This is a genomic window from Vibrio sp. 1288, assembly GCF_033344475.1.
In genome coordinates, this window is sequence record NZ_JAWPOX010000897.1 from 1 (window position 1) to 572 (window position 572).

At 39.2% G+C, this 572-nt stretch carries 1 protein-coding gene; it reads left to right on the top strand.

From position 1 onward, the window contains the following. Positions 1 to 18: 18 nt before the first annotated feature. On the top strand, positions 19 to 572 hold a 554-nt coding region (locus R8O11_RS29975; protein WP_318195229.1), incomplete at its 3' end, for a GGDEF domain-containing protein.

A 572-nucleotide genomic window follows, 5' to 3' on the forward strand; every position in this document is an offset into this window, starting at 1 on the left:
TCACAAGCAAGAGCTATGATGTCTAGAAGTATTGTGCCTTGTCGAAATTCTAGTGGTGATGGGTTTAACGCCGGGATTTCTATAGCAAACATTGTCTTTAATGGCATGCAATGCGGGATAGCGACTTTACATGATTACTCTAGGGTTCAAGAGTTAATTGATGAGCTAAAGGAAGAGGCAAATACTGACGCACTAACAGGCTTATTTAATAAGCGTCACCTTGAGAGTGTATTGGAAAATCAGTCATTAAGCGTACTTGATTCTGGCTGCTTGGGGGTTGCCTATCTTGATTTAAACGGATTTAAGTTAATTAATGATACGTTTGGACATTATATTGGTGACCAGCGTCTTGTTGAGATATCTGCTCGCTTGAAAGGGAAGTTACGTAGTAGTGATATCTGTTTTCGAGTCGGTGGGGATGAATTCCTTATATTGTTTAATATTAATGACCACAAGAACTATGAACAAGAAGCTAAAGGCATAGCTAATAAACTACATGAACTAATTTCAGAGCCTGTTTCAGTCGATAAGGTCGATGGTGATATTGCGGTTGGAGTCAGTATTGGAATTGG